General features: G+C 49.7%; 21 protein-coding genes. 5 read left to right on the forward strand and 16 right to left on the reverse strand.

From position 1 onward, the window contains the following. Positions 1-124: 124 nt before the first annotated feature. Positions 125-808 (forward strand): hypothetical protein, encoded by a 684-nt coding sequence (locus OCU49_RS22480; protein WP_261842752.1) that lies wholly within the window; start codon positions 125-127, stop codon positions 806-808. A 137-nt stretch (positions 809-945) separates the two neighbouring features. Beyond that, positions 946-2,850, forward strand: coding sequence for an MFS transporter (locus OCU49_RS22485; protein ID WP_261842753.1), 1,905 nt, complete (start codon positions 946-948; stop codon positions 2,848-2,850). Between the two features lie 58 nt (positions 2,851-2,908). Here the strand turns inward: OCU49_RS22485 and OCU49_RS22490 are convergent, their stop codons facing one another. Beyond that, a complete protein-coding gene (locus OCU49_RS22490; protein WP_261842754.1) occupies positions 2,909-3,775 on the reverse strand; it encodes a LysR substrate-binding domain-containing protein in 867 nt (288 codons plus the stop codon). A gap of 133 nt (positions 3,776-3,908) precedes the next feature. Here OCU49_RS22490 and OCU49_RS22495 point away from each other — a divergent pair, with 133 nt between their 5' ends. Together OCU49_RS22495 and OCU49_RS22500 are read left to right on the forward strand one after the other, a co-directional pair. After that, positions 3,909-4,568: an ureidoglycolate lyase gene (locus OCU49_RS22495; protein ID WP_261842755.1), complete on the forward strand. Its 660-nt coding sequence runs from the start codon at positions 3,909-3,911 to the stop codon at positions 4,566-4,568. 589 nt (positions 4,569-5,157) lie between these two features. Continuing rightward, on the forward strand, positions 5,158-5,856 hold the full coding sequence (locus OCU49_RS22500; RefSeq protein ID WP_261842756.1) for an HNH endonuclease: 699 nt from the start codon (positions 5,158-5,160) through the stop codon (positions 5,854-5,856). 544 nt (positions 5,857-6,400) lie between these two features. On the opposite strand, the gene OCU49_RS22505 is transcribed toward OCU49_RS22500, so the two are convergent. From OCU49_RS22505 to OCU49_RS22560, 12 genes are all read right to left on the reverse strand, one after another. Next, positions 6,401-6,700 carry a cytochrome C oxidase subunit IV family protein gene (locus OCU49_RS22505; RefSeq protein ID WP_261842757.1) on the reverse strand — a complete coding sequence of 100 codons (300 nt, stop codon included), beginning with the start codon at positions 6,698-6,700 and terminating at the stop codon, positions 6,401-6,403. 5 nt (positions 6,701-6,705) lie between these two features. Continuing rightward, positions 6,706-7,332, reverse strand: coding sequence for a cytochrome c oxidase subunit 3 family protein (locus OCU49_RS22510; RefSeq protein ID WP_261842758.1), 627 nt, complete (start codon positions 7,330-7,332; stop codon positions 6,706-6,708). A gap of 854 nt (positions 7,333-8,186) precedes the next feature. Continuing rightward, the gene (locus tag OCU49_RS22515; RefSeq protein WP_261842759.1) at positions 8,187-8,495 is read right to left on the reverse strand and encodes a 4a-hydroxytetrahydrobiopterin dehydratase; all 309 of its coding nucleotides are present in this window, start codon (positions 8,493-8,495) and stop codon (positions 8,187-8,189) included. A gap of 184 nt (positions 8,496-8,679) precedes the next feature. Further along, positions 8,680-10,341, reverse strand: a complete 1,662-nt coding sequence (locus tag OCU49_RS22520) for a BCCT family transporter (protein ID WP_261842760.1) — start codon at positions 10,339-10,341, stop codon at positions 8,680-8,682. Between the two features lie 169 nt (positions 10,342-10,510). Next, positions 10,511-11,284: an SDR family oxidoreductase gene (locus OCU49_RS22525; protein ID WP_261842761.1), complete on the reverse strand. Its 774-nt coding sequence runs from the start codon at positions 11,282-11,284 to the stop codon at positions 10,511-10,513. A gap of 174 nt (positions 11,285-11,458) precedes the next feature. Further along, positions 11,459-12,415, reverse strand: a complete 957-nt coding sequence (locus OCU49_RS22530; protein WP_261842762.1) for a GlxA family transcriptional regulator — start codon at positions 12,413-12,415, stop codon at positions 11,459-11,461. Between the two features lie 310 nt (positions 12,416-12,725). After that, positions 12,726-13,886: a sterol desaturase family protein gene (locus OCU49_RS22535; RefSeq protein WP_261842763.1), complete on the reverse strand. Its 1,161-nt coding sequence runs from the start codon at positions 13,884-13,886 to the stop codon at positions 12,726-12,728. 165 nt (positions 13,887-14,051) lie between these two features. Then, positions 14,052-14,684: a SagB family peptide dehydrogenase gene (locus OCU49_RS22540; protein ID WP_261842764.1), complete on the reverse strand. Its 633-nt coding sequence runs from the start codon at positions 14,682-14,684 to the stop codon at positions 14,052-14,054. Between the two features lie 13 nt (positions 14,685-14,697). Further along, positions 14,698-15,495 (reverse strand): class I SAM-dependent methyltransferase, encoded by a 798-nt coding sequence (locus OCU49_RS22545; protein WP_261842765.1) that lies wholly within the window; start codon positions 15,493-15,495, stop codon positions 14,698-14,700. A gap of 60 nt (positions 15,496-15,555) precedes the next feature. Next, positions 15,556-16,125: a GNAT family N-acetyltransferase gene (locus OCU49_RS22550; protein WP_261842766.1), complete on the reverse strand. Its 570-nt coding sequence runs from the start codon at positions 16,123-16,125 to the stop codon at positions 15,556-15,558. Then, positions 16,109-17,206 (reverse strand): DUF3179 domain-containing protein, encoded by a 1,098-nt coding sequence (locus tag OCU49_RS22555; RefSeq protein ID WP_261842767.1) that lies wholly within the window; start codon positions 17,204-17,206, stop codon positions 16,109-16,111. The genes OCU49_RS22550 and OCU49_RS22555 overlap by 17 nt, the downstream gene beginning before the upstream one ends. Before the next feature lie 67 nt (positions 17,207-17,273). Then, positions 17,274-18,476 (reverse strand): YbfB/YjiJ family MFS transporter, encoded by a 1,203-nt coding sequence (locus OCU49_RS22560; RefSeq protein WP_261842768.1) that lies wholly within the window; start codon positions 18,474-18,476, stop codon positions 17,274-17,276. A gap of 167 nt (positions 18,477-18,643) precedes the next feature. On the opposite strand from OCU49_RS22560, the gene OCU49_RS22565 reads away from it, so the two are divergent. Then, positions 18,644-19,585: a LysR substrate-binding domain-containing protein gene (locus OCU49_RS22565; RefSeq protein WP_261842769.1), complete on the forward strand. Its 942-nt coding sequence runs from the start codon at positions 18,644-18,646 to the stop codon at positions 19,583-19,585. 15 nt (positions 19,586-19,600) lie between these two features. Here OCU49_RS22565 and modC read toward each other — a convergent pair whose 3' ends face one another. The 3 genes from modC to modA are packed head-to-tail and all read right to left on the reverse strand — an operon-like array spanning position 19,601 to position 22,124. After that, entirely contained in the window at positions 19,601-20,671 is a 1,071-nt protein-coding gene (gene modC / locus OCU49_RS22570) for a molybdenum ABC transporter ATP-binding protein (RefSeq protein ID WP_261842770.1), read from the reverse strand. Beyond that, entirely contained in the window at positions 20,668-21,348 is a 681-nt protein-coding gene (gene modB, locus OCU49_RS22575) for a molybdate ABC transporter permease subunit (RefSeq protein WP_446680427.1), read from the reverse strand. The genes modC and modB overlap by 4 nt, the downstream gene beginning before the upstream one ends. Next, positions 21,348-22,124, reverse strand: coding sequence for a molybdate ABC transporter substrate-binding protein (modA, locus tag OCU49_RS22580; RefSeq protein WP_261842772.1), 777 nt, complete (start codon positions 22,122-22,124; stop codon positions 21,348-21,350). Before modA ends, modB begins: the two co-directional genes overlap by 1 nt. Positions 22,125-22,164: the final 40 nt, after the last annotated feature.

Below are 22,164 nucleotides of genomic sequence, written 5' to 3' on the forward strand. Positions count from 1 at the left end.
ACACCTTGCCTGGCTAATTCAGCCACACTGAAACACAAATAATTCCCTGTTTAGATAATTCTGCGGTAACCTAACGCCGCAACAATGGTCATACCTGCATATCTGAATCATTCAAGGAATCGTTATGTTCACCCGATACACATCCGCCTCCATATTAGGTTGTATGGCAGTGTTACTGAGCGCCTGTAGCAGCCAGCCGGAAATCAGCAATACACCACAGGCTCTGGACGGCAGCTGTGACTACGATCGCCGGGAACTGCTGGCAAAACTGCCCGCTCTGGCAATTGAAGTAAACGGTGAAACAGAACTTGAAGGCGCTAATGGCGAATACTTCAGCGTACCGGCTGAGCGTTTAAAGGCCTTCCCGAAAGCCCGCTATTTCCAGCTGGATATCAGCACCCGAATCGGCGGAAATTGCCAACCTACAGTGCTGCACAGCATCGCACCGCTGAGCATCGATAATCTGGACATTACACCGAACGACGGCCGTCTGTATCAGAGCAGCTCTGTACTAAAAGCAGTAAAAGCCTGCCTCGGTGAATACTCCATCAGTTTCTGTCAGGAAAACGGCCTGACCGAAGCACTGGATCTGGACCAGGCCAGTTTGCTGCGTCAAAGCCAGCCAAGACTGCTGCGCCAGTGCTCCGTAGATACACTGACAGCCCTGCAATCAAAACTGGTAACCAATAGCAGTGATGCTGGCTACCTGATCTGCTCACCAGGCCTGGACAGCGATGAAATAGCCATTCAGATCAAAGCCTCCGCCGGCGCTTCAGGCAAGGTATTCAGAGCCTTCGAGCCCCGCTGATAACAGCCTCTTCAAATTACATCGGTTTTTCTGCGGCCAGCCATCGAATTATTTGATAGCTGGCCAGTCGGATTTAATTGACAGAACAAAAGCTTAGGGCATAAAGTCGCGGAAAACGCCCTAAGGAACCACACTCTATGACGGCGACGCTACTCTCCCTGATCGCTCTGTTTCTGAGCGGTTTCATTATGTATCTGGGACACGGCCTGAATAATATTCTGGTGCCTTCCCGTCTCAGTTCTGAAGGCATCAGCGCCGATAATATCGGTCTGGTCATGGCCATGTTTTCGGTAGGCTTATTGCTCGGTGGATTGTACGCCCGCCGATTAATGGTCCGGGTCGGACATATTCGTTTATATACCGCCAGTGCTGCTATCGGTGCTATCAGTATCCTGGTCTGTTATCTCTGGCTGAACGAATGGTTATGGGCAGTCATGCGTATACTTATTGGTTTCAGCATCGCAGCGACCAACATTGTTGCTGATGGCTGGTTGAGTGAACGCGCCACCAATGAGACCCGCTCACGAATCTTATCGATCAACCAGGTCGTCATGCTGTCGGCAATGTTCCTCGGCTCCTTTCTGGTCAACCTTGCTCCGGTTAACGAAGCGACCTTATACATTATTGGCGGCCTGATGTTCTGTGCCGGGGTAATACCTATTGCACTCAGCAAGGTACCTGTACCGGACATCGACGACTCGCCACGCATGCCGATGATACAGCTGGCGAAAATATCGCCTGCCGGCGTGACCTCAGTATTAATGTGCGGCTTGCTGCTTGGCTCAGTTCTGGCCTTACTGGCGGTATATGCAAAAAACAAAGGCATAACCGGCGTCGACGTCTCACTACTGTTCGGTGCGGCAATTCTGGGTGGTTTTATTCTGCAGTTTCCGATTGGCTATCTGGCAGACCGCTTTAACCGACGCTCCGTTATAATGTATTGCACCCTGATATCCATGGTCGCAGTGTCTCTGGTGCCATTCAGTGTCGAACTGGACTGGTTTATCTGTACCTTACTATTGGTCGCTCTGAGCAGCGGCATCATGGCCACACTTTATCCTCTGGGTGTTTCGGAAAGCTTTGACCGTTTGCAACAAAATCAGATGAGCGCCGCAATGGGCTCGATGATGATTCTCTATGCCGCTGGCGGTGTAATCGGGCCGATTCTTGCTGGCTTCATGATGGAGAAATTCGGCGATAACTCATTCTTCGCAATGCTCGCAGTCATGCACGCCATATTCGTCATATTCATTTTCTACCGCACCAAAATGCGGGTTTCCATTCCTATTGAGCAACAGGAAGCTTTTGTTGCTCAGGGTGCATCAGGTATCGTCAGTGCGGAACTTGATCCACGAACCGAATACACCGACACCATTCCGGAACTAAGCCCTGCCGCTCAAACCGCTGTGGATATGGCTACCCATCATCCGGAACTGGCAATCGACATGGTAATGCTGATTGCTAAAGCTAATCCGGAGCAGGTCAACGAAGTTGCCGGAGCAGTGGCAGCCATCGACGGCATGGACGTTACCGAACTGTATAACCGCCTTAACGAGCTAACACCAAGTCAGGACACAGAGTTGGCACAAAGCATCATAGCCGCCTCTACAGAGGCCCCTGCTGAACTGGTTAGCGCAGTCTTTGAAGAAGCTGAGTCTGAAGATATTCCGGAACTGGCAGCCTCAATGGCAGAAGCATCACCGGAACAAAGCCTCGATATCATTGAAGCAGCCACTGAAGCGGTACTGGTAGACGATAACCCTGAAGCGGTGGTTGAAATTGCCGAAGCTTACCTCAGCAATGTATCCGACAACCTGGAGGATATGCGTTACGCAGATCGTTTAGCGGATGAAAGTGAGCAAAACATTACCGACATGGTATCGATGATTGCCGAAAAAGCGCCGGATCAGGCAGTGGATGTTGCCGCAGCAGCTGTTGAAGCCGTCCCGGAAAGTGCTTCAGACGTTATGGAAGCCCTGCATGAACATGATGCTATCGATGATCTGGTCTCTGACCTGAAAGATAAACCAGATCAAGCGTAACACTCAGCTAACCGGGCAGAACTGATGTTAATTCAGTACAGCTAAAGTGACTGCCCGGCTAATCATTCGAACTAAGCTGAATACAGTCAAAAAATGCCGCCACATGGGGATTCTGGCGGCCATTTTTCAGACACACCACCTCATCCCAGTTAACCTCCTGCATACCGGTAACAGGAACCGCACAGATCCGTGGATCCTGATTTACTTCCCGGTTATACAGAAAGCCCACCCCCATATTGCGGGCGACCGCTTCGAACACCGCCTCGCGACTGCCCATGACCAGCGCCGGCTGAACATTCAACTGGCGCTCCGCCAACGCCGTTTCCAGCTTCTGCTGGGTATTCGAGCCCTGCTCGCGAAAAATAAGCACTTCTTCACTGAGCTGCTCCAGCGTTAGCTCTGCTTCATTTGCCAAACCATGTCCAGCGGGTAATAAAGCCATTAGGCTCTGCCGGGCCGCCAGCTGTTTATGCACCCGCTGGTGCTCCGGCGAACCCGCCAGCACCGCTACATCCACTTTCAGATTCAACAGGTTCAGCCAGGTATGCTCAGCATTAGCGAACAGCGTTTCAACCCGGACTTCAGGATGTCTGCGACGAAACTCAGCTATCAGATCCAGCGCAACATGTGGGCCGTCAGCACCGATTACCAAACTGCCAGTATGCTGAGTATCCGGCGATAACAACTGTCGTGCCTCCGCCTCAGCACGGAACATCTGCCGGGTAATTTCAAATAACGTCTGCCCTTCAGCAGATAATTCAAGCCGGTGGCCAACCTTACGAAACAGCACTTTCTGGCTGTCCGCTTCCAGCGCTTTTAGCTGCACACTTACTGCCGGCTGGGTCAGACTCAGACGCTCAGCAGCATCCTGCACTGAACCACTCAGAGCGAGTGCATGAAAAGCTTTTAGCTGTGCATGTGTCATCAGATAACCCACAAAAGAATTTATAAATTTGTTAATCGCATTGTTTTGACCACGAATAGCTCACTGCGGCATAAATAGACCATAACTTTATGACAACAGATCACACACACCAGCATTCAAGAGCAGTCAAATAATGAACAATACCTCTGCGCCAAACTATATCTTTGAAGCCAACGAGAAACCAACCCGTCCGCTGCATCAGGTGCCACTGATTGTTGCCACGGAAGAATCCGTAAAAGGTTACGGCTGCCTGGTCGATGATCCGGATACCTTTGAGATTGAAATTGCGCGCTGGCCAGCACAGGGCTGGCGCCCTGTCGACGAAGGCACCGGCGATGAAGCTGGCTGGGTAGAAGGTGTTTTTTACGGTGAATGGCGCGGCGACATTCTGCACGGCAGCAACGAAGCAGTGAATGGCGAATATGTACTTGGCTGGTCCTGTGATCCACAACAGGCACAGAGCGAAACCCCAAGCGTACCAAGAGATCAGGTGCTGCTCTGGCACATGAACTACCACCCAGACGGCGGCCAAATGTTCTACCCACTGGATAACAAACCCTTCGTCGTACCGGTTGCTTTACCCGGCGATGACCTCACACCTGAGAAGGTTGTCGCCTTCTGGTGTGACGGCAGTCGTGGGTTATATATCCATCCGAATATCTGGCATGAGGGTATTTTCCCGGTGGAAGACAAACAGCGTTTTCAGGATCGGCAGGGGCGGGTTCATGCTCGGGTTAGTTGTGATATTGGGGAGGAGTTTGGGGTTTATCTTTCAGTGCCGCTGAAGCGGTAAATGGTTTTATGCAGTGGACCGGAGATTTAGGCTCACTGTTTTATTTGTCTGCCGTTTGAAGTTTCTGATGATCTTTTCGCTTACGCGACTCAAGACTTTTATAACGGCGCAAAAGTCTTAAGAATCTAAACGCCGCCCCACCGCTTGTCCGGCTTCGCCGGATTCCCTGCGCTTCTCATTTTAAAATGGATGCTGCGGAACTCGGCCGCTTCGCGCCCTCAGACAGTCCTCGCATTATTCCATTTTAAAACTGCGATGCTCAGCTTCGCAGAAGGGGATTATAAGGCCGTGCCAACCAGCTTAGATTGATTTTAATCTATGGATTTCAAACGCTTTGCTACGTATAGTCAGAATCAGATGGGATGAACTGAAGTACCCGTAAGGCATTTTAGGATTAACGTTTTTTAACGTGAAAGCCAGGTACTTCAAAGCAATATTCAGGATGAATACTTCGCTTACCCTACCCGAAATGTCTTGCTCTACTTTTCATCCAAAAATCACAAGCCTTACAAGGAATCAAAGCTTGCAAGCGTCATTACCTTGCTAGGGCACAATATTAAATCGTTAAGTGTATTCATAGAGAGTTGTGATGGATTCATATTTAGACATATTACCTGCGGGTTCAACTGCTGTAGCAGTTAAAACTAAGGGACATAACTTTTATATTGACGTCAATGGAATATCTTCAACCGGTTGTTGGGTTGTATCAAAAGATAGAATCGATGATTACGTATTGGTATTTCATGAAACAAACAATGGTAATGATGTTTATATTGGTGAGTTTGTCGGAAAAAATGCAGAAGAATTTACTGAGCGTCAGGGAAAGAAATATCCCCGTTACAGGATTTTTCTTAAAGATATAAAACTGGCTATTAACACTACCGAAAATTGGACCACTTTTGTTGGTAAAGGAAATGGTGGCTTCGAGCGTATTTATCTAGAGAATAAAGGAAAACAAAAGCCCGTATTTTTAGACCCTGATTCAGCCGAAGCTGAAGAGGGGTATAAAAAAGATTCATCTCGTATGACTTCAAAAAGAGATAAAAAATTAGCTGATTCGAGAAAGAAAAAAGATAACTACACATGCCAATCTTGTAGTAACAAATATTTCGTTAATAATAAGTACGTAATTGACTGCCATCATCTGGAGCCTATTGCACTAGGAAAGCGTAAAACTAAAATTGAAGACTTAATTTCACTTTGTCCAACATGCCATAGAATAGCTCATACCAGAGTCCCTCCTTATGAGTTGGATGATTTAAAGGACATAGTGGCAAAATACACTTAATTTGGAAAAGAAAGATCTTTGTTAAAGGCAAGAGACAAAGAGAGACAAAGGGTCAGGTCTTTCCTTTTGCCTTTTCTATGTACCTCACCTGCAGTTGGCACCCATCTTCCCCTTATGTGTCGCTGAGCATTGCAGGGCTTGAATGACTAGCACAACAAACTGTTTGAGAGCGCGTAGCGGTCGAGTTTTTGTTGTGCCATTTAAGTCCGAAACGCACAAGGTACCCGGCGAAGCCGGGCAAGCATTGGGGCGGCCTTTAGATTGTTAAGACCTTTAGCCGTTTAAAGGTCTTGACTCGCGTTAGCGAAAAGATCATCTAAAGAAAAAATTCAGCACACTAATAACGATAAACACCAAACACTCAAAATACCCGGCGAAGCCGACGAGCTTTAGCCGTTTAAAGGTCTTGACTCGCGTTAGCGAAAAAGATCATCCAAAGTTAAAATCTCAGTACGCTAATACCGACAGAATAGAGAAAATTACTCAACCGAAAACGCAGGAAAAAGGCAAGTATATAGGCGCCTGCCGTTTACCTCTGCTTGCTCTATTTCTCCAGATCCACCAGATTCGCAATACCTTCCGGGAAGAGATATACCATCAGAATCATAAGTGGCAGGATCACAAAATAAAGATTCATCGCAAACCGAAAATACGGGTGGGCATTCCGCAATTCCATAAAATAATCAATCACAAGCCAGCCTTTAACTCCAATGGTCACGGCAACGGCCAGAGATATAATCAGACTCGGTTCGGCAGATTCCGCAATTACTGCGCTGCCGAGGGTCAGTGTGATCAGAACCAGCCATACATAATTTTTGAACCGGTAATTAAGTACAGTAAACATTGCCATTACCTCAGAACATAAAGCAGCGGAAAGATAATAATCCAGACCAGATCGATCATGTGCCAGTAGCAGGCGATGGCTTCCAGGCCATCATGATTATCAGCGGTATAAGCACCGCACTTAAGCCTGTAAATCGCCCAGAGGATTGCACCGCCACCCCAGCCTACATGCAGGAAGTGATTGAAGGTCATGTAGTAATACACAGTAAAAAACAGGTTTGTTTCAATCCCAATCCCCTGCTCAATATTCCAGTAGTACTCCCAGGTTTTGACCACCAGATAGAAAACCGCACAGATGATGGTGCCCCAAAGCCAGCGGATCGCCGTTATGATCCGGTTCATCCGAACACTGGTAACCGCTTTCGCCACACAATAACTGCTCGTTAACAACGCCAGAGTGTTCAGGGTGCCTGCCAGAGTATTGAGTTGCAGAGGCCCCTGATTAAATACCTCCTGATGAAATACTTTGGCAATAAAGTAAACCAGAAACATCAGAGCGAATTCTGTCATTTCGGCGTAAATACCAACCCATACGGCTCCATTACCCGGAATTCTGTTTGGTTTCGGCAGAAAATTAACTGGCGGAACTTCCCCCAGAACATCTCTACTTGTGACCACGTGATTATCAGCCATAACGGAATACTCCATCGGCATCATTAAAGGGCGAGAGAAAAACAGTACTACTCAAATGTTCACTTACTACGCTTTCCATTAATAAGGCACAGATATAAATAAATGAAAAATAATAAGCACAGAATAATGACTCGGGCAGCAGGATCATTGATTTCGGTTAATTTGTACTAAATAAATCTCACACCCCAGATATGACAGACCGGCTTATACAGCCACAGCCGCACCCTCTGTATATCGACTTCAGACATGTATCAGGAATGACGCTCAGCAAAATGCCAGCACTGTTAGCTTTGAAGAGATGTACTTCATCAATCTACCTAGGAAGGAGGAATTGGCAGCAGCCATTAGTGTTTCCGAAACGAGGATTGGAGCAAGATCTGAGATCAGATTCGTCCTTTTCTAAACACTTTATCTGCAGTTGGCACCCATCTTCCCCTTATGCGCAGCTGAGCATTACAGCTATTGAATGATCAGTAGCGCAAACTGTTTGAAGGAGTGGAACGACTGAGTTTTTGCGATGCCATTCAATAGCGAAACGCGCAAGGTACCCGGCAAAGCCGGGCAAGCATTGGGGCAGCGTTTAGATTCTTAAGACTTTTGTGCTGTTATAAAAGTCTTGAGGCGACGAAGTCGAAAAAGATCATCCTAAGAAAAAATTCAGCACCATAATGGCGATAGACACCAAACACCAAACACCAAACACCAAACACCAAACACCAAACATTCAAAACACCCGGCGAAGCCGAACAAACTTTAGTCGTTTAAACCTTCTGACTCGCGTAAGCGAAAAAGACCATCCGAAAATAACAATCAGCACACTAACAACGACAAGTGCCGAACCATCAACCCCCCATCTAAACCAATAACTTCTCAACCGAAGTAGCCAGTTTAAAATCCCTCTCACTCAAACCACCAACATCATGCGATGTCAGCGTTATATCCACCTTGTTATAACAATTAAACCACTCAGGATGATGATTCTGCTTATCGCAAATAATCGCCACCGAACTCATAAACCCAAAGGCCCGTACAAAGCTACGAAACTTAAACTGCTTAAAAATCGTATCGCCACGTCGCTCCCAGGGGGACTCCAGTCCATCATTCAGAGTATTCAGTGCCAACTCAATCTGTGCTTCATCATAGGCTTCCGACATTGCCATCATTCATCTCCTGTTTACTGATATATCTGTTAGCTTAGTAATGCTCAGCCCGGCTTTCATCCGAACCGGCAAACAATGCCTCAGTTTGCCACTGAAGCCCGTGAAAACATATCACTCTTCATAAAAGCGACCCATAAAAAAGGGAGCATCTGAGATGCTCCTTTTCTGTGTAACAGAGATTTAACGATCAGTTTTCCTGTGAAACCGCAGTGCCTTCACTCGCCTGTTTCCTTTCCATAAACAGGGATTTCAGCACACCCAGCGTCATCAGGATGATCACCACACTGAGCGGCAGTGCCGCCGCAATATTGGCCGTTTGCAAAGCACTAAGGCCACCTGCCACTAATAGTGCAGCAGCTACAAAACCAATAATGATGCCCCAGAATACCCGGAAGATATTCGGCGGGCTCTCATTACCGAAAGACAGAATAGTCGTCAGCACCAGGGTGCTGGAATCTGAGGACGTCACAAACCAACTCATTAACAGGAACACCATCAGCGCGGACAGAATCCAGCCCATCGCACCTGTACCGGCAATACCGTCAGAGCTGGCAAACAATGCCGCTGGCAGATTCCAGGCCATGACCAGATCAATAATTCCCGCGGTGCCTACACCCGCTTCGGCATACAGCTCCTGATACAGCGCTGTACCGCCAAAGATACCCAGCCAGACAAAGATGATAATGGTCGGTACCAGCAATACACCGATGACAAATTCGCGCAGCGTACGGCCTTTAGAAATACGGGCAATGAACAGACCAATGAAAGGTGCCCATGCTAACCACCAGCCCCAGTAGAAAACAGTCCAGCCGTTCTGCCACTTAGCCGGGCCTTCTTCTTCTGGGAACCACAACCCCATCTGTACGAAGCTACCCAGATAATCGACGATAGAATCGCCAAAGATTCCCAGTAACCAGGCGGTTGGTCCGCCAAACAGGAAGAAAGCGACAACCAGAATTGATACCAGAATATTCAGTTCAGAAATAATCTTGATACCCTTATTTACACCGGATACTGCCGACAAAATCGATACCACAGTGATCAGAGATATCAGCACCAGTTGCGTCGTAATTCCCGGGTCAGTGCCAATCAGACGTTCAAGCCCGACAGACATCTGGCTAACGCCAAGGCCCAAAGAGGTCGCAACACCAAACACGCAACCAAGTACACCGAAGATATCCACAACGTGCCCTATCGGACCATAAATACGGTCACCAATGAACGGATACAGTGACGAACGCAGTGCCAGCGGCAGCTTCTTACGGTATGCAAAGTACGCCAGCGACATACCCACAATCACGTATACCGCCCAGCCATGAAACCCCCAGTGGAAAAATGTTACCCGCAAAGCATCTACTGCCCGCTCATAACTAAGTGCAGTGGCACCTTCCATATCTGCATAAGGATTATTCGGGTAACCAAAGCCACCGCTGTTATCCAGATAAAAAATAGGTTCCGCCACACCAAAAAACAGAATACCTATGCCGATACCGGCCGAAAACAGCATAGAGAACCAGGCAAAGTTGCTGAATTCAGGGCGACTATCATCGTCACCCAACCGAATTTTTCCGAACGGGCTGACAACAATGTAAAAACAAACTGCGATCAGAAATACCACGGTGACCAGGTAGTACCAGCCAAATGTGGATTCAATCCAGCTACGGGCGCTGCCGAATACTGTTCCGGCGAGATCTGTATTGGTTGCTGTAAATAACACAAACAGCATGACCAGCGCCGCAGAGGTAATGGTCATTCCTTTGTGCATATCCTTAAATAGCCCGGACTGGGCCAGCATATCTGCCCGAAACACCGAGTTTTCCGGTGCCGGACTGCGTGAGTCTTGCGACATAACGCATCCTCCATCTTGTTATTTTTGTAGATGAATAAACCTTCTGCAAAGAAGGCAGGTATGGAAAAAGGCCGGCTTGCGCCGGCAAAACTCGCTAACCCGAGAGGCTCAAACAATCGAGTCAGGCAGGCATTTTTCCGAATCTGATTTAAAAAGCTCAGGCGTTTATTTAAGCCAGCGTATGGGTATCACCATCTACGCTAATGACCTGACCGGAGACTTTGCTGCCACCGTCAGATGCCAGAAACACAGCCATCGCGGCGATATCTTCAGGAGCAACGAAGGTTTGCATTGAACACTGGCTGACGTAAGCCTTTCTGACATCCGCTTCTGAGCTGTTACGCGCCCGGGCTTCATTGGCAATTACCCGGTCCATACGCTCACCGGAAACCGCTCCGGGGCATATCGCATTCACCCGGATATTGTCAGCGCCGCATTCCATCGCCAGTGATTTTGTCAGCCCGGTAACCGCCCATTTCGCCGCCGCATAAGGCGTACGCAGTGGATAACCCATAATGCCGGCTGTAGAAGAAAGATTGATAATTGCCCCGGACTGCTGTTGTTTCATTAATGGCAGGGCTTGCTTGCAGGCGTAAAAAGTCGCATTAAGGTTAATCTGTACAGTTTCCTGCCAGGCATCTGAATCCAGTGACTCCAGGACTCCGGCAGGACCACCGATCCCGGCATTATTCACCAGTACATCAATGCCACCTAATTGCTCCAGGCCGTCACGGAAGAACGCTTCAACCTCAGCTTCATTACCGACATCGGTGAGGCTACAGCTGATCTGGTCTGACTCTGCTGCCATCGCGTTCAGCGCGTCCTGATCAATATCACAAATATGTACCCGGGCACCGCTGGCAATAAAGGCCCTGGCTATCGCCCGGCCAATGCCCTGGGCGGCAGCTGTTACAAATACCCGTTGCTGAGATGTCGTTGTCATAGATCTGCCCCGCAAACAGCAGCTACCGGAATGAAGATTTCTTCTCCGGAAGCAGCAAGCTTATTGTTATTATCTGCCTGATAAAGTAACCAAGGCGGCGGGTGAGGTTTTCAGAAAAAACGACTATCTGTTGATAAAAATCGAAGAGATTGTCGAAAAAGTACCTATTTGCAGCTAACGCTCATGACTGGGCTTAACATTGAAGTACCGCTGATAGCAGCGGCTGAAGTGTGCAACGGAGCTGAAACCACATGCCACCGCGACATCCGTCACGCTGTGGCTGGTCTGCTGTAGCATCCAGCGGGCCTGATTCAACCGTAATGTCCGGTAATAGGTACCTGGTGTCTGTTGCAGATAATGCTTAAACAATCGTTCCAGTTCACGGTTAGAAATGCCCAGATGAACCGCTATCTCGCTCATACTTAAAGGCTCTTCAATATTGTTTTCCATCAACTGGACGGCATCAGCCAAACGGGGATTACGGCTATCAAGTCGTTTTTGCAGTGAAGCCCGCTGAGGATCAGAATGGTGCCGCTCATGGGTAACAATCAGCTCATCAGCCACTGTTACTGCCAGACCGTTGCCATGCTGCGTGCGGATCAGATGTAACATCATCTCCAGCCCCGACAATGCACCACTACAGGAAAACCGTTTACCGTCGACCACCAGCAATTCCTGTACCCAGGAAACCCGTGGATAGGTAGCCATTGCCACCGGCAGATTTTCCCAATGCATGGTTGTCCGGTAGCCATCCAGCACCCCGGCAGCTGCAACGATGTATGCTGCCGTATCCTGACTGCCAATTTCTGCCCCATGGCTTGCCAGCTGACGAATAAAACTGAGGATTCCAGAGGTAATATGATGTTCAGGATTATCACCGGCACAGACAATGACCATCTGCAGCTTACCGGCGTTTTTGATGCTGTGCTGGCTCATAATCTCAATGCCATCACTGCTGCTAATCAGCCCTCCCTGCTCACTGATCAGTCGCCAGCGGTAGAGTTCGCGCTCACTGGTACGATTGGCGTGCCGCAGAGGATCAAGCATAGAGGTTAAGCCAAACAGCGAGAAACCAGGCACAAGCAAGAAGTCTATTTGCTGGGGAAAGCTAACCGGCCGATCACCGAACATACTGCACCTCCTGCTCAGGCGTCTATACCGATATGTTTCAGGCGGGGCCTGCAACCGGTATCAGGTTTTGACTGGCGCTTTTAAGCAGACCGAAATAAAACAATCCGGCCACATCAGCCCGACTAACCAAGCTTACTAAGATACTGGCAAAAGCTGAAAATCTTTGCCTGTATACGCACAAAAACATAACAGATACGAATATTTTTTTGCTATATCAGCATAATAGCATCCACTGACAAGCAAGCCTCCGGCACAAAAAAGCCCCTTAACCGGGTCTATTTCTACACTGTAAAGAATACAGCTAAACTTATCAGGCCTTATCCCGCTCGGCCCGTGCGCGGAATTTAGCCTTCACCATTCGGGTGACTGACTGGAAAGGAAATAACTGCTGACGGTACATCCCTACCGGCACGTAGTCACCAACCACACCGTATGCATCCGGCCATTCTTTCTGTCCCCGGACAGCCGTTCCAAACAGATAATCCAGAAATGAGAAATGCGCCGCATAATTACGGTCTATCGCGGCATCATCTGAAGAATGGTGCCAGTGATGGAACTGTGGCGTAACAATAATGTACTTCAGCCAGCCAAATTTAATGTTCACATTGGCGTGATTAAATACTGCCTGTAAGCCAACAATTATCACGTAAATATCGATTACCTGTTTGGAAAATCCCAATACAAAAATAGGTGTTAGCACCAGACAACGCGTCGCTATCAGCTCAAAGATATGCTGCCGGGAACCCGCCAGCCAATCCATATGCTTCGCGCTGTGATGCACTGAGTGGAAACGCCACAGCACAGGCACTTCGTGATATGCCCGGTGTGCGCTGTATTGCACCAAATCTGCTGCCAGTACAATCAGGAAAATCTGTGCGGCCAGCGGTAAGTCGGCAATGAAAGTCTGTACCTCTGCAAACACCGCCCAGCCAAAAGCTTTATGTACAAACAGGTTGGTAACCAGCAGCACAAATCCCACAATCAGATGATTAACGAAGAAATGGTTCAGATCACCTTGCCACTCAGGCCGTAACACCGCTTGCTGCCGGTTATGCGGAATCAGCTTTTCAATGAAGATAAACACTAAAGTTGAGCCCAGCAGATCCAGAATGAACCAGTCCATTCCCAGATATAGCTCCGGCGTCTCAAACTCGCCAACTTCAACCCGGTGGCCGCCCAGTAACAGCGTCAGAATCAGAAATACCCAGGCAAACGCGCCCATACGTTTCTGCCGGTTACGTACAAAGTTAAGTAATCCCAGACTGCCCGCCAGCACCATTGACCAGAACATCAGCTCACGTAAGAAGGCGACATCATAGGCCTGTCGTAATTCAGGCGTGGTCAGGTATTCAGGGAAGTGAAACGCCAGCACTCCCAGAAATGAAAGTACCGATAACATACAGGCGATATAGCCGCTGATATTGCCAGCGCCAAACTGAAAGGTATCGTCCTTAAAAATCCTGCTAAGCATTATTGATCCTTGTGCTTAATGTTATTTTTCTGGCGGGTACTTTACCGGATTCAATGACCAAGAGAAAAGTAGATACACATCTGTATATCCGGTAAACCCCGTTTTTCAGCACAGGCGTGCCTAATCAGCCTAAAGCCTGACGGGGTCAGGCCATGTAGCGTCAAACTAGGCCCGGGGCCCTACACAAAGTAGTGCGGTAGGTTCCAGTAAACCTGACTGCGGTAACAACTGACATACTGCTACGTCATCAAAACCGCCCACCAGGGTCATGCCCAGCCCCAACGCCGTTGCCTGTAAATGAATATTCTGGCTCACCGCACCGGTTTCCATGTACACGTACCGCTCACCGCGCCAACCTCGTGGCGCCTGCTCGGCAAACGCCTGGCGCATGCTCTGAATATCCGCCAGCACGACAATTACCGCGGCAGCATCCGCTAACCAGGGTTGTTCACCTATAGCTGCGGCAGCAAACTGTTCGCTACGCTCACCTTCATCAAGAAAATTCAGACTGTGGCTGGCACCGTTATAACCATAAACACCCGGTATCAGCCCCCGGACATGACGGACATATACCTGCAAGGATAACGGACATAAACCGTTTGCCGAGGGCGCCATACGCTTACCGTTAGAAGTACCGCTACGGGTTTTACGCTCCCCCTGCCCTGCCCACAGCAAAGCTGCCAGTTGCTCCAGATTCAGGCCTTTTTCTGTATCCAGCTGACGAACTGTTTCCCGCTCTTTAAGTACCAATTGCAGGTCACACGGCGGTAATTGCAGTTCCGGTAACGGCTTGATCATCACATTCCCCTGTTCAGTCAGGCTTTTGCCAGCTCGCCACAAAACCTAATGGCGGATTAGCCGGAGTATCTTCTAATTCAGCACAGTAATTGCCAATATTTTCTGCCGCTTCTTCGAACCAGCACAATCGTAACTGCTGCCCCAGCGCTGCCTGTAAAATATCTGCCAGTGTATGCTGAAACCAATAATTGGGTGTTGCGTTATAGGCCTCGCCGGTAAAATAATCCAGCCCGGAATCATCCTCGAAAGGCTCCCGGTTGAAGTACGAATACTGCACCAAAGCACCACCTTCAGCTTCATCATACATATTCAGCACCGGATGAATGTCTTCGACCAGCAATTTACCGCCCGGCTTAAGCAACTGGTTACATACTGCAACAAAAGCCGGTAAATCCGGCATCCAGTTAAGTACGCCAACCGTCACCATCACAATATCGAAACGGTTATGTAGCTCTGCAGGTATGGCATAAACGTTATGGCAATAAAACGTCATGTCATCATGCCCTGCCAGGGATGCAAGCTGACGAGCCTGGGCAACAAAATTGTCAGCACCATCGATCCCGACGCACTGTCCTGCTCCCATGTTTTTAACCGACAGCAGATCAATACCATTATTGCAGCACAGCTGCAGAACAGATTTACCCTGCAATTCTTCTTTAGCGAGTAAATTATGCAGACCGGCATTCAGGTTATTAAAGCCCGGGCACTTTACTTGCTGCTGCAAAGCGTCATTAATCCTGGCGTGCCGTGGCGCGGCCTCATTCCAGGAAGCAATAGTGCTGTGCATTAAATTCTGATGTTTAGTATCCATACCTTATTCCTTTTACATCTTCTGCGGTCATCTGATAACGACTTTTGCACCCATTGTGGTTTAACTGATCTCTTCGAAGCCAGATTCACAATCCAGTTCACAACCCAACTCAGTGTTCGGGTCTGTCGCTTCTGTGGCTAACAGATCTTTACTAAAAGTTACTTCCGTCAGCTGATATCCCTGACGGACATAGCAGTCCCGGGCTAACTGATTATCCGCCAGTGCGCTGACCAGAATTCGTGCCAGCCCCAGCTCACGACAGTGATCTTCAGCCGCTGCCATTAACTGTGCAGCAATACCCTGCCCCCGGGCTTCCGCAGCAACGCAGATATCCGTCACCACGCCATAGGTTTTATATGTCGGATAAAGGTGCAGATCTGCCAACGCTTCCGACTCGGTAATCACCACCAAAAAACCCCAAACCTGTTGATCCTGTAATGCGACAAATACCTGACCGGCCGACTCTGCACAGGCACTGAGCAGATATTTAAAATGACCCGCTGCCACTTCATTGCCCGGTGGCCGGTCAGCACTAAGACTACGTTCGTGATCCTGTAATATCGCCATCAGCGCAACGACATCTTCATAATGCTCTGTCTGATATCCGATTATTTCAGTTGCTGTCAGCATGAAATACCTCTCCCTCCGGATGAAATGCAAACCAGGCGAACCAGAAGCTATTCACCACTGACAGCTCTGTACCCTGCGACTTATGTTCCTGAGCAGCTGGTATCGATGCTGCGTCCTGCTCTTGTTCCGAATCTGCTGGGGTTACCAGCCAGATGCGGCCACTGCGTTGTTCCGCATCATAACGAATCAATATCTGCTGTCCGGCAAGTTCATCATATACCTGCCCTTTTGAGCCGAGTTTGGCTAACTCGGCAAAAGGATAGGCCTTAAATTCACCGTTCAGTTCCAGCCCCAGCACCCGCTCTTTTGGATGGTAGGCTTTACTCAGAAAGCTAACCGGAAAATACAAATTCGTCGAGGTATCGTAATTGCCATAAGGAGAGCGCAGGTAATCCCGTGAATATCCGGTATCCCGTGACAACACCAGCGTCTGCGGGTGTTGTCTCTGCCAGCTTTGCCAGGAAGTGTACTGTGCCGTCACCGGCTGCAGGCGCTGGCCTTTATACGCACCGGCAATCGCACGGTTCTGCAGTTGCGACCAGAGAGACTCTGTCTGCCGGTCATACAGCAAGACATCACTGTTATATAACAACCCCGAGACACCGAAAGACAAAACTTCTCCAGTGGGCGCGGCCTGATATACCACTCCGGTGCCACACAGTGGGCAATAAGTAATTACCAGCGCGTTATCAGCACCTTCACCAAACTGATCATTAACAATTTCATGCCAGTCGAGAATCGCAATCGGGTAGGCTTTGGCAATGCCATTATGCATCACCCCCATGACCCGGGCGTCAGCACTTAACCAACCGGCTTCTGCTGCGCGAATAAAACGGGGATTATCGATCGAAGGGATACCATCCCGGGAAGGCCCACCAGAGAGAATCTGCCGGGCATCCAGCAAACTGTCACTCAGATCAAAACCATTCAGGGAATTTGCCTGAAGCGCAGTACACAGCGCGCCAGGCAGTAATATCAAGGAGAACAGCAGAGCACGAAGGAATGATCCGCACTTAAATAAATAAGACTGAGATAAGCACCCTGGCAAGAAAGGCTGAGATGAACGCGTTGATAACGGCATATGCTGATCCTCCTGAGAGATCATCATATACCGCGCTGTCACACATGAATACTTTCCAGGCTGCCACCTAACTGATACTGCTCGCGACTCCCTGAAGTTTACTCTGATGACGTTCAAGCAACTTCAGCCACACAAGCAACACAGCACCCAGCAGCATCATGCCAGCAGCAAGATACAACCCCTGAGCGTAACTGCCACTACTGCCCGCTAACCAACCAGTAGCAGCCGGGGCAACTATCTGCGCAACACCATAAGAAATCGTCATGCGCCCCATCATCTTCGCCGGGCGGGTCGGGTAATAACGACCGGCCATTGCCAGTACCAGACTGACCATCCCCACGAAGGTCGCACCAAACAACGCTGCGCCACTCAGGGCAAACCAAAGGCTGTTACCAAACAAAGGCAACATAATCCCTATAATTTGCAGTAAACAGGCCAGCAACAGCGCGTAAACATCCCCTGTAGAACGGGCAATTCGGTCCCAGATAAAACATGCCGGCATTGCACCCAATCCAACCAGCATAAAGGTAATACTGCCTTGCCCCTGCATTCCGGGCAGTGCTTCAACAATAGCGCTGATAAAAGTCGCACTGACCGCATAGCCAATACCGGCACAAAAATATGCAGCCATAAATACCCAGAAAAACAGCTTGCCTGGTGGGTTATCCGGCATTGGTTTCCCGGATGTTGTCATACCACTGGTATCCGGTGCTGGCATCCAGCGCCAGGTCAGTACAGTCAGAACCAGTGCCAGCAGTGTCAACAAATACCATTGCTGCTGCCAGTCAGCGAAGCGTACTGTCACTTCTACTAATATGGCGCAACAGGCAATGCCCAGGCCAATACCGCCAAAGTGAATACCCAGTTCGCCGCGCTGGCCATTACGTAATAACCAGTTCAGTACCAACCCGGAGCCCAGTAACATACCGGCAGCACTGCTAAGACCGGCAAAGAAACGCGAAACAGCCCAGACCCACAGATCATCACTCAGTCCCATCATTAGCGTAGTAGCAACCGCCACCAGCAAGCCTAGCCGAAACAGGCGGTCCTTAAGCTGCAAATCACTGATCAGTGAAGCGATAATCGCACCACTCAGATAGCCCACATAGTTCAGCGCTGCCAACCAGCCGCCGGCGGCCAGACTCAGATCAGTATGCTGCTGCATAATGCCCAACAGCGGCGTATAGGCGAACCGGGCAACGCCCATGGTAATCACCAAACCCAGCACACCGGCAGCCAGCACGCGAAACTTTTCTGAAAACTGCAACACTGACTCACTCCCGTAAAGCCGTTAAGAGTCGGCATATTTGCCGACTCGCCGCACAAGGTACATAATGCCAATCATCTCAACAAGCGAATCATTTTGATATAATCATTCTGTATAACAGATACATAAAAGACCGACTAAATATAAAAGACTGACTAAAGAGACCCACTATGGATCTGGCTGCCCTTAATACTTTCATCAGCGTCATTGAACAGGGCGGTATTCTTGCTGCATCCAGGCATCTGAATACTGTGCAGTCAAACGTTACCTCACGGATAAAACGCCTTGAAGAAGCACTCGATACCCAGCTGTTTTACCGACAGGGCCGTGGCCTGATCCTCTCCCCTTCCGGGCAGGTACTGGAAAGCTATGCCCGCCGTATGCTGCAATTGGAAATTCAGGCCACTCAGGCAGTCCGTCAAGCCGGTAACCAGAGCGGCGAATTACGTATTGGTACCATGGAGTCTTTCGCCGCATTACGTCTCTCACCTATTCTCCAGCAGCTGCGCCGTAATCATGCCGGGCTGCAACTGCAGATCAGCACCAATACCACAGCGGCGTTGGTGCAGGATCTGCTGCAACATAAACTGGATTGTGCCTTTGTAGGCGGCCCGGCAGAGCACCCGGATATAACCGTCAGCCAGGTCATAGAAGAAGAATTAGTACTGGTTCACAGCTGTCAGTCAGATACACCGGCAGTCGCAATGCTGCCGCTGATCATGTTCAGGGAAGGCTGTGCCTATCGAACCCGGGCGCTTAACTGGCAACGGCACACTGGCAATAATGGTCAGCCGTTAATGGAAATGGGAAGTCTGGACGGTATTCTCAGCTGTGTTGCCGCAGGTCTGGGCTGTACATTACTGCCTGCAGCAGTGGTTGCTGCCAGTAGTCATTGTCAGGCACTGGAAACCACCACTCTGCCGCCAGAGCTTGCCATGGTCCCGACGCTGCTGATTCAGCACAAAGATGCTCTGCCATTGCCGGTACTAAGTGACTTAAGTGCCCAGGTCAGCCAGCTGCTGGCTGACCAGCAGTTAGCAACTGAGGACGCTAAAGCCTGTCATATCAGCCCGTCAAATAAGCCCGTATGCTCAGCAGCGCCACGGCCATAAAAACAGGGCAGAAGATCAGGCCAGTACAGCAACACTCTTAATCTGAGCGAATACCTGACTACCCGGCTGTATATTCAGCTCAGCAGCTGACTTGCGGGTAATCCGCGCCAGAATCAGATCATTGCCGATACGCAGTCTGACAGTCATCTGGGCTTTACTGGTTTCCGCGAGCGCTTCAACCTGTGCCGGGAAGATATTCAGAATACTGGTATCAGTCTGGCGATTGAGTGTCAGGCTGACATCCCGGGCCTGAATCTGTAAGCGAGCCCGCTGGCCCTGAGGCATGCGTTCACCGGCAACCGCAAAACGACCACCGGAAAACACCAGATAACTCAGATCATAAGCGGCATCCCGCCCTGCAACCACAGCCTCAATAACAGTCTCTGCATCCGGGCTTTGCGCCATCGGCATATCCAGACTGGCGAATACGCTGTCCAGCGGGCCTTCCGCCACTACCTGCCCGGCTTGCATCATCACCAAATGATCAGCAAGGCGAGCCACTTCATCCAGGGAATGGCTAACATACAGCAAAGGAATATCCAGCTGCTGATGCAAGGTTTCCAGATACGGCAGTATTTCCTGCTTCCGGGCATCGTCCAGTGCCGCCATAGGTTCATCCAGCAACAGCACTTCAGGACTCACCGCCAGTGCCCGTGCGATAGCAACCCGTTGCTGCTCACCGCCGGATAGCTGATGTGGCTGGCGCTGTAGCAAATGGCTAATACCCAGTAACTCAACCGCAGTTTCCAACGCTATGGTTTTATCACCGGCAGGCTTACTACGCTTCATGCCAAACTCAATATTCTTCTGCACGCTCAGGTGCTCGAATAAGCTTGGCTCCTGAAACACATAACCGATTGGCCGTTTATGTACCGCCAGCCGTTTACGGCTGTCTTGCCAGATTTGATCATTGACCCGCAGCTCACCCTGCGCTTGAGGCTCCAGCCCTGCAATTGCCCGCAACAAAGTGGTTTTGCCACAGCCAGAGGGACCAAAAATAGCCGTTACACCTTTAGCCGGCAGCTGTAAATCTACCGCCAGCTCAAACTCACCCCGGTTAAGCCGGAAACGCGCTTCAATACTCATAAGCGCACCACCGTAAAGCGTCGGTTTAAAGCATACACAGCCATCAGCATGACAAACGAAAGCGCCAGCAAGCCGCCGGCTAACCAGTGTGCCTGACCATATTCCAGCGCTTCAACATGATCATAAATAGCGATAGATACCACCTGAGTTTCCCCCGGAATATTACCGCCAATCATCAGTACTACACCGAACTCACCCAGCGTATGGGCAAACCCCAGCACTGCAGCGGTCAGAAAACCAGGCCGGGCCAGCGGCATCACCACGCTGAAAAACCGGTCCAGAGGCGCTGCCCGTAAGGTAGCCGCCACTTCCAGTGGGCGCCGGCCAATCGCCCGGAAGGCGTTCTGTAAGGGCTGCACCACAAAAGGTAACGAATAAAACACGGAACCAATAACCAAACCGGTAAAGCTGAAAGGTAACGGATCGCCACCCATGGACTTCACCAAACTGCCAACCGGTCCGTCAGGACCTAAAGCAATCAGCATATAGAAGCCCAGCACCGTTGGTGGTAAAACCAGCGGCAAAGCAACGACAGCTTCAATAAGGAATTTATAACGCCAGCGACTTCGGGCCAGCCACCAGGCAAAAGGCGTACCTATTAATAACAATATTAAGGTAGTGACACCTGCCAGCTGTAGCGTAATAAGCAGTGCATCGAGATCTTGTTGAGTCAGCATCATTGGCCATTGTCTGTGGTGCTGTCATAGCCATAACGGGCGATAATTTCAGCACCTGCCGGGCTTTGCACAAACTGCATAAACTGCTGTGCTGCCGGCGTATCTTTAAGTAATACCGCCTGCTGGCGGATCGGTGTATAGCTGTTCAGGTCCGGCAACCACAGTGAGCCTCCGGCATCCGGTAAAGATTTCAGCTGTGAATATGCAACGAATCCCAGCTGGGCATTGCCACTGCGCACAAACTGAAATGTCTGGCCGATATTCTCTCCCCGAACCGTACGGCTGCGCAGCCCGGGCCAGACACCTGCCTGTTCCATTATCTGTTGTGCCGCACGGCCATAAGGTGCCAGTTTAGGATTAGCCATCGCCAGATAGTGAAACCGCTCAGACTGTAAAACCTTGCCTTCTTCATCTACCAGACTGGCATCCGGGCTCCACAACACCACCTTACCTACTGCGTAAGTAAAACGGCTGTTAACCACTGCGATACCTTCCTGCTCAAGCAACTGCGGACGTTTCACATCTGCAGCAAAAAAAGCATCAAAAGGCGCGCCATGTTTAATCTGCGCGTAGTGTTTACCGGTCGACCCGAAAATCAGCTTAGTGCTGTGACCACTAACTGCACTGAACTGTTCCGCTAATTGTTGCATTGCCGCTGTAAAATTACTGGCGACAGCAATCCGTACCTCAGCAGCGGTGGCGTTGGTAGCCAGCAAAACACTGCAGGCCAGCAATAAATATCGCGACTTATTTAAAAAACCAGATAACAGCAACATCATAAAAGCCTATCAGTGAACACGCGCCGTCAGTGGCAAT

The organism is Aliamphritea ceti, assembly GCF_024347215.1.
GTDB classification, from domain to species: Bacteria; Pseudomonadota; Gammaproteobacteria; order Pseudomonadales; family Balneatricaceae; genus Amphritea; species Amphritea ceti.